This is a genomic window from Acidocella sp., from assembly GCF_013044125.1.
Taxonomy (GTDB): domain Bacteria; phylum Pseudomonadota; class Alphaproteobacteria; order Acetobacterales; family Acetobacteraceae; genus Acidocella.
Window position 1 is genome coordinate 1 of record NZ_JABEVC010000116.1, and the last position, 6,714, is coordinate 6,714.

Sequence of the window (6,714 nt, forward strand, 5' to 3'; positions counted from 1 at the left end):
GTTGTACAAGGAGTTGGCGGGGCTGTTTCCGGGGGCGCGGGTGGCGGTGTTCGCGGGGCCGGGGGCGCATGAGCGCGCGCTGGCCGCGCCGGTGCTGGCGGCATTGCCGGGGGCGATCGACCTTGTGGGGAATTTGAGCCTGCCGGAAGTGGCCGCCTGTTTGCGCCGTTGCGCCATTTTCATTGGCAACGACTCAGGGCTGATGCATCTGGCTGCCGCCGCCGGGGCGCCGACTCTGGGGCTGTTTGGACGCTCGAGGGCTGATGAATACGCTCCGGCCGGTTTGCGCACGGAAGTTGCCGTGGCGCCAGGCCCGGCGGGAGGCGCGCCGATGGAGGGTTTGACGGTGGAGGCGGTGGCCGCGGCCGCGCGGAGGTTGCTATGCGTCTAGCCCAGATCATCGCGGGAGGCGGCGCCAGCGGATTCTATGAGCGCATGGCGCTGCTGCTCGCGCATAACGGGCATCAGGTGTTTCCCATCATCAGCCCGGACCCTGGGCTGGAGCTGCGGCTGCGCACGGGCGCGTTGCCGCCCATGGTGCTGGAATTCGGCGGGATGCTGGATTTTGCAACGTTGAAGGGAATCCGGGAGGTTTTGCAGGCGCGCAAGGCGCAGATCGCCCTGGCGTGGAGCGGGCGCGCCGCTTCGTTTCTGCCGCGCGGGCCGTGGGTAAATGTTGGCCGGCTGGATGGCTATTACGGGCGTAACGAGTTTGGTCATTGCGCGTATCTGGCGGGGAGCACGCCCGGCATTGTCAGCCACATTGTGCAAAGCGGGTTTGCGCCCGCGAAGGTGCTGTATCTGCCCGATTGCGTGGAAGATTACATCCGCGATGACCCGGCGCGCCGCGAGACGCTGGGGGTGCCCGAGGATGCGCCGTTGCTGCTGGGGCTTGGGCCGCTGGAGCGGAGCCGGGGGTTTGATACGCTGATCCGCGCGGCGGCGCGGCTGCCGGAGGTGTATTGCGTGATCGCGGGCGAGGGGCCGGAGCGCGTGGCGCTGAGCCGGTTGATCGCGCAACTGGGTCTGGAGAAGCGGGTGCGCCTGCTCGGCGCGCGGCGCGATACCGGGGCGTTGCTGAAGGCGGCGGATGTGTTTGTATGCCCGGCGCGGCAGCGCCCGCTGGGTACGGCGGTGCTGGAGGCGTTTTCCGCGCAGACGCCGGTGCTCGCCACCGATGTTGAAGGCGAGCACGGGGTGGTGCGCGATGGTGACGACGGGCTGCTGGTGCCGGTGGACGACGCCGAGGCTCTGGCCGCCGCCGCGCGGCGGATTTTCAGCGACACGCGGCTGCGGGTAAAGCTGGCGCTGGTGGCGCGGCAGCGCTTTGCGGGAGAGTTCTCGCCGCAGGCGGTGCTCGGCATCTGGCTGGAAAATTTGCAGAAACTGCTGCCGTGACGCGCGGTGATTTTATGTATGTGAGGCTGGTATGAGTTTTGATCTTCTGTTGCAAAACGGCACCGTGGTTCTGCCCTGGGGCGAGGTTCAGGCCGATATCGGCGTGCGCGATGGGCATATTGCCACCATTGGCAAAAACCTCGGCGCCGCCGCGCAGGTTTTTGATGTGGCGAATCTGCATGTGCTGCCGGGCGTGATCGACCCGCATGTGCATTTCCGCGATGGCGGGATGGGGGGGATCGCGGGGGTGGAGGACATGCGCTCGGGTACGCTGGGCGCGGTGCTTGGCGGAGTGACCTGCGTGTTCGACATGCCCAACACCAACCCGGCGGCCACCGATGTTGAGAACCTGACCCGCAAGCATGATTACATCGCCGGGCGGGCGTATTGCGACGTTGGCATTTATGTTGGCGCCAACAAGGAAAATATCGAGCAGCTCGGCATGATGGAGAGCATGCCCGGGGTGTGCGGCATCAAGGTGTTCGCGGGGTCCTCCACGGGTAATTTGCTGGTGGAGGATGATGCCAGCATCGAGCGGGTGCTGCGCAGCGGGCGGCGGCGGGTTTCGTTCCACTCGGAGGATGAATACCGGCTGGTTGAGCGTAAATCGCGTTTCAGCTGCGGCGATCCTTATTCCAGCCACGCGCTATGGCGCGACCCGGAATGCGCGTTTCTCGGCACGCGCCGGGTGGCGGCGCTGGCGGCCAAGACCGGGCGGCCGGTGCATATATTGCACGTCTCGACCGAGGAGGAGTTTGGCTACCTCAAGGATTATCGCGCGCTGGTGACCACCGAGGTGCTGCTGAACCATCTCGTGCAATCGGCCCCGGATATTTATGACCGGCTGGGGCCCTATGGCGTGATGAACCCGCCGGTGCGCGATGAGCGCCACCGCCTGGCCGCCTGGGCGGCGGTGGCCGATGGCACGGTGGATACGCTGGCCTCGGACCATGCGCCGCATTCCAAGGCGGCGAAGGAGAAGCCCTGGCCAGATTGCGCCTCCGGCATGACCGGGGTGCAGACGCTGTTGCCGATGATGCTGGAGCAGGTGGCCCAAGGCCGGCTCTCGCTGTTGCGGCTGGTGGATTTGATGTGCGCCGGGCCGGCGCGGGTTTATGGCGCGGTGAACAAGGGGCGGATCGCCGCCGGGTATGACGCGGATTTCTCCATTGTGGATTTGCGGGCGGCGCGCCGGATCGAGAAATCCTGGATTGCCAGCCAGTGCGGTTGGACGCCGTTTGAGGGTGTTTCCTGCACCGGCTGGCCGGTGGCGAGCGTGGTGCGCGGGCAGATTGTGATGCGCGATGGCGCTGTTGAGGGTGAGCCGCTGGGCCGCGCGATGAGCTTTCGCTCATAGCGTGAGGTTGGAGGGCGGTTCAGACTTCAGCTTTTCCCGCGCCGCGGGTTAAGCTGAAGTCATCGCACTTAAAGCGATCAGGCTCTAGATCCGGCGCAGGGTGAAGACCTCGGCCAGAGAGGCCTGGATGGCGGCCCCGTGGGCGGCGTCGCGGGCTTCGATCATGACTTCCAACTGCGCGTCCTGCACCGAGGGGCTGGAGAACAGGCGGTGGTGCGAGACCTCGATGATATTGCCGCCCAGCGCGCCGATGCGGGTGGCGACCTCAGCCAGCATGCCGGGGCGGTCCGGCATTTCCACCACCACGCGCAGCAGGCGGCCGTCGCGCAGGAGGTTGCGCATGAGGGTGTTGGCGAGGATGCGCGAGTCGATGTTGGCGCCGCAGAGGGTGACGCCGATTTTTTTGCCCCGGAAGCGCTCGGGGAAGGCGAGGACGGCCGCCAGCGCGGCGGCGCCGGCACCCTCGGCGACCTGTTTGGCGCTCTCCACCAGCAAGGCGATGGCGCGTTCCACCTCATGCTCGGAGACGACCAGGACCTCGACATTGAGGGCGCGCAGGACTTCCAGCGGGTTAAGCCCGATGTCGCGCACGGCGATGCCCTCGGCGACGGTGGGGCCGCCGACATGGATGGGTTTGCCCGCCAGGACCTGGGCGAAGGCGGCGTAGTTCTCGACCTCGACGCCGAAAACCTCGATTTGCGGACGCAGGGCGCGCGCCACGGTGGCGCAGCCCGAGACCAGGCCGCCGCCGCCGGTGGCGATCACCATCGCGTCGAGGTCTGGGACATCCTCCAGCATCTCCAGCGCCATGGTGCCCTGACCGGCCATCACCGCGGGGTCGTCATAGGGGTGGATGAAGAACAGGCCCTCTTTTTGCGCGAGCTCATGCGCGTGGGCGGCGGCCTCGGCCAGGGTCTCGCCAAAAAGCACCACCTTGGCGCCCCAGGAGGCGGTGCGGGTGACCTTGGTGGAAGGCGTATGCACCGGCATGACGATGGTGGCCTTGATGCCCGCGCGCTGCGAGTGGCGCGCGACCGCCTGGGCGTGGTTGCCGGCCGACATGGCGATCACACCGGCCGCGCGCTCCTCGGGCGTGAGCAGGGCGATGCGGTTGGCGGCGCCGCGCTCCTTGAAGGCGCCGGTGGCCTGGAGATGGTCGTATTTAAGGTAGATTTCAGCGCCGGTGAGGCGGGAGAGACCGTCCGCCCGCAGGAAGGGCGAGCGCAATACGGCGCCTTCGATCCGCTTGGCGGCGGCCTGAACGTCCTGGAGGGTGATCATGATATATCAGCCATAGGTGATTTTGAGGATTTCGTAGGAGCGGTCGCCGCCCGGGGCGGGCACGGAGACGGTGTCTCCGACTTTTTTGGCGATCAGCGCTTTTGCCAGCGGCGAGGTGATGGACAGGCGGGCCTTGCGCACGTCCGCCTCATGGGTGCCGACGATCTGGTAGCAGAATTCCTTCTCGGAATCCTCGTCCATGATGAGCACGCTGGCGCCGAACATCACCGTGTCGCCCGAGAGGGTCGAGGGGTCTATGACCTCGGCGGCGGAGGTGATTTCCTCCAGCTCGGCAATGCGGCCCTCAACGAAGGATTGCCGCTCGCGCGCGGCGTGGTATTCGGCGTTTTCCGAGAGGTCGCCATGGCTGCGGGCCTCCGCGATGGCGCGGATGATGGCGGAACGTTCCGAGCCTTTGAGGTGGCGCAGCTCGTCTTCGAGAGCGGCGAGGCCGGAGGCGGTCATGGGAAATTTCTGCACAGCGTCTCCTCAAAGCGCCTGGGGCGCCCCGATGGGGTTAGGGGGTAAATGGTAAACGCCGCTGGCACCCGCGCGGGGCCAGCGACGCTGTTGAAAGGCTAGGGAAAGTACGACTGAAGCGGCGCAACTTCAAGACTGCCCGAAATGAGGGCGGCGATGGCGTGCGCGGTGGCGCGGGCGGCGGCGATGGTGGTGAAATTTGGTACACCATGGGTCAGCGCGGAGCGGCGGATGTCAAAACTGTCAGTGACCGACTGGGCGCCGTGGGCGGTGTTGATGACCAGCTGGATTTCACCTGAGCGGATGGCATCCACGCAATGCGGGCGGCCTTCCAGCACTTTGTTGACGCGCTTGACCGGGATGCCGGCCGCGGCGATGTGTTTGGCGGTGCCGGAGGTGGCCATGATGGCAAAGCCGAGGTCGGCCAGGCGGCGGGCCACCGGGAGGATGGCGGCTTTGTCTGAGTCCTTCACCGAGAGGAAGGCGGTGCCGGAGAGCGGCAGGATGACGCCCGCCCCCGATTGGGCCTTGGCGAAGGCGCGGGCGAAGTTGGTGTCCAGCCCCATGACCTCGCCGGTGGATTTCATCTCCGGGCCGAGCAATGTGTCAATATTGGGGAAGCGGGCGAAGGGAAATACGGCTTCCTTCACCGCGACGTGGCGCAGGGCGACCGAGTCGTCGAGCTTGAAGGAGGCCAGCTTTTCACCCGCCATGATACGGGCGCCGATCTTGGCGACATCCACCCCGGTGGCCTTGGCGACGAAGGGCACGGTGCGCGAGGCGCGCGGGTTGACCTCCAGGACGTAGATCAGGTCGTTCTGGATGGCGTATTGCACGTTCATCAGCCCGACGACGCCTAGCGCCTTGGCCATGGCCACGGTCTCGGCCCGCAGCTCGGCGACGATGGCGGGGGAGAGCGAGTAGGGCGGGATGGAGCAGGCGGAATCACCCGAATGGATGCCAGCTTCCTCGATATGTTCCATCACGCCGGCGACGTAGACGGTCTCGCCATCGCAGATGCAGTCCACATCCACCTCGGAGGCTTCGTTGAGGTAGCGGTCGATGAGGACGGGGTTTTCAGCCGAGGCGCGCACGATTTCGCGCATGTAGCGGGCGAGGCCGTTGCGATCGTAGACGATTTCCATCGCGCGGCCGCCGAGCACGTAGGAAGGGCGGATGATGATGGGGTAGCCGATGCGTTCGGCGATGGCTTCGGCCTGTTCGGCGGAGCGGGCGATGCCGTTTTCGGGCTGGCGGAGCCCGAGTTTTTGCAGCAGCTCGGCGAAACGCTCGCGGTCCTCGGCGATGTCGATGGCGTCGGCGGAGGTGCCGAGGATGGGGATGCCTGCATCCTCCAGCGCCTGGGACAGTTTGAGCGGCGTCTGGCCGCCGTATTGCACGATGCAGCCGAGCAGGGTGCCGTTCTGCTGCTCGGTGCGGATCAGGGAGATCACGTCCTCGGCGAAGAGGGGTTCGAAGTAGAGGCGGTCGGAGGTGTCGTAATCGGTGGAGACGGTTTCCGGGTTGCAGTTGACCATGATGGTCTCATAGCCGGCCTCGCGCAGGGCGTAGGCGGCGTGGACGCAGCAATAGTCGAACTCGATGCCCTGGCCGATGCGGTTGGGGCCGCCGCCGAGGATGAGGATTTTGTTGCGCGCGGTGGGGGCGGCTTCGCAGATGGGGGCGCCGTAGCTGCCCTCGTAGGTGCCGTACATATAGGCGGCCTGGGAGGAGAATTCGCCGCCGGAGGTGTCGATGCGCTTGTACACCGGGGTGACGCCGAGCTTCAGCCGCGCCTCGGTGATGGTGGCTTCCGTGCGGCCGCAGAGCTGGGCCAGGCGTTTGTCGGCGAAGCCGAGCGCCTTGAGCTTGCGCAAGCCCAGGGCATCGCGCGGGAGGCCGTTTTTCTTCACCTCGTTTTCGGCGTCGATGATGATCTGCATCTGGTTGAGATACCAGGGGTCGAACTTGCAGGCGGCGTGGATGTCTTCCACCGAGACGCCGGCGCGCAGGGCCTGGGCGGCCATCAGCAGGCGGTCCGGCCGGGGGGTTGAGAGCGCGGCTTTGAAGGCATCGGCCGTGCCGTCGCCCGGGGCGGGGATTTCATCGAGGCCGGAGAGGCCGGTTTCCAGGCTGCGAAGGCCCTTTTGCAGGGCCTCGGGGAATGAACGGCCGATGGCCATCGCCTCGCCGACCGA

The 6,714-nt window shown here is 66.4% G+C and carries 6 protein-coding genes; 3 read left to right on the forward strand and 3 right to left on the reverse strand.

Going from position 1 to position 6,714, the window contains the following annotated elements; genetic code table 11:
* The 3 genes from HKL97_RS07255 to HKL97_RS07265 all read left to right on the forward strand — a co-directional run.
* The coding region (locus HKL97_RS07255) for a glycosyltransferase family 9 protein (RefSeq protein ID WP_291423893.1) at positions 1–391 on the forward strand (391 nt) is incomplete at its 5' end.
* Positions 382–1,398, forward strand: coding sequence for a glycosyltransferase (locus tag HKL97_RS07260; protein ID WP_291423895.1), 1,017 nt, complete (start codon positions 382–384; stop codon positions 1,396–1,398). The genes HKL97_RS07255 and HKL97_RS07260, both read left to right, overlap by 10 nt.
* 31 nt (positions 1,399–1,429) lie before the next feature.
* Complete coding sequence (locus tag HKL97_RS07265) at positions 1,430–2,755, forward strand: dihydroorotase (RefSeq protein WP_291423897.1); 1,326 nt, start codon at positions 1,430–1,432, stop codon at positions 2,753–2,755.
* Positions 2,756–2,839: 84 nt separating this feature from the next.
* Here the strand turns inward: HKL97_RS07265 and HKL97_RS07270 are convergent, their stop codons facing one another.
* The 3 genes from HKL97_RS07270 to carB form a co-directional block, all read right to left on the reverse strand.
* A complete protein-coding gene (locus HKL97_RS07270) occupies positions 2,840–4,036 on the reverse strand; it encodes a threonine ammonia-lyase (RefSeq protein ID WP_291423899.1) in 1,197 nt (398 codons plus the stop codon).
* A 6-nt stretch (positions 4,037–4,042) separates the two neighbouring features.
* Positions 4,043–4,516 carry a transcription elongation factor GreA gene (gene greA / locus HKL97_RS07275; RefSeq protein WP_291423901.1) on the reverse strand — a complete coding sequence of 158 codons (474 nt, stop codon included), beginning with the start codon at positions 4,514–4,516 and terminating at the stop codon, positions 4,043–4,045.
* A 98-nt stretch (positions 4,517–4,614) separates the two neighbouring features.
* Positions 4,615–6,714: carbamoyl-phosphate synthase large subunit (carB, locus tag HKL97_RS07280; RefSeq protein WP_291423903.1), on the reverse strand; the 2,100-nt coding region annotated here is incomplete at its 5' end.

Bases quoted from the DNA above. Each gene is read 5' to 3' on its own strand.
- HKL97_RS07270 (WP_291423899.1), bottom strand. From the start codon at position 4,036: ATGATCACCCTCCAGGACGTTCAGGCCGCCGCCAAGCGGATCGAAGGC.
- HKL97_RS07260 (WP_291423895.1), top strand. From the start codon at position 382: ATGCGTCTAGCCCAGATCATCGCGGGAGGCGGCGCCAGCGGATTCTAT.
- HKL97_RS07265 (WP_291423897.1), top strand. From the start codon at position 1,430: ATGAGTTTTGATCTTCTGTTGCAAAACGGCACCGTGGTTCTGCCCTGG.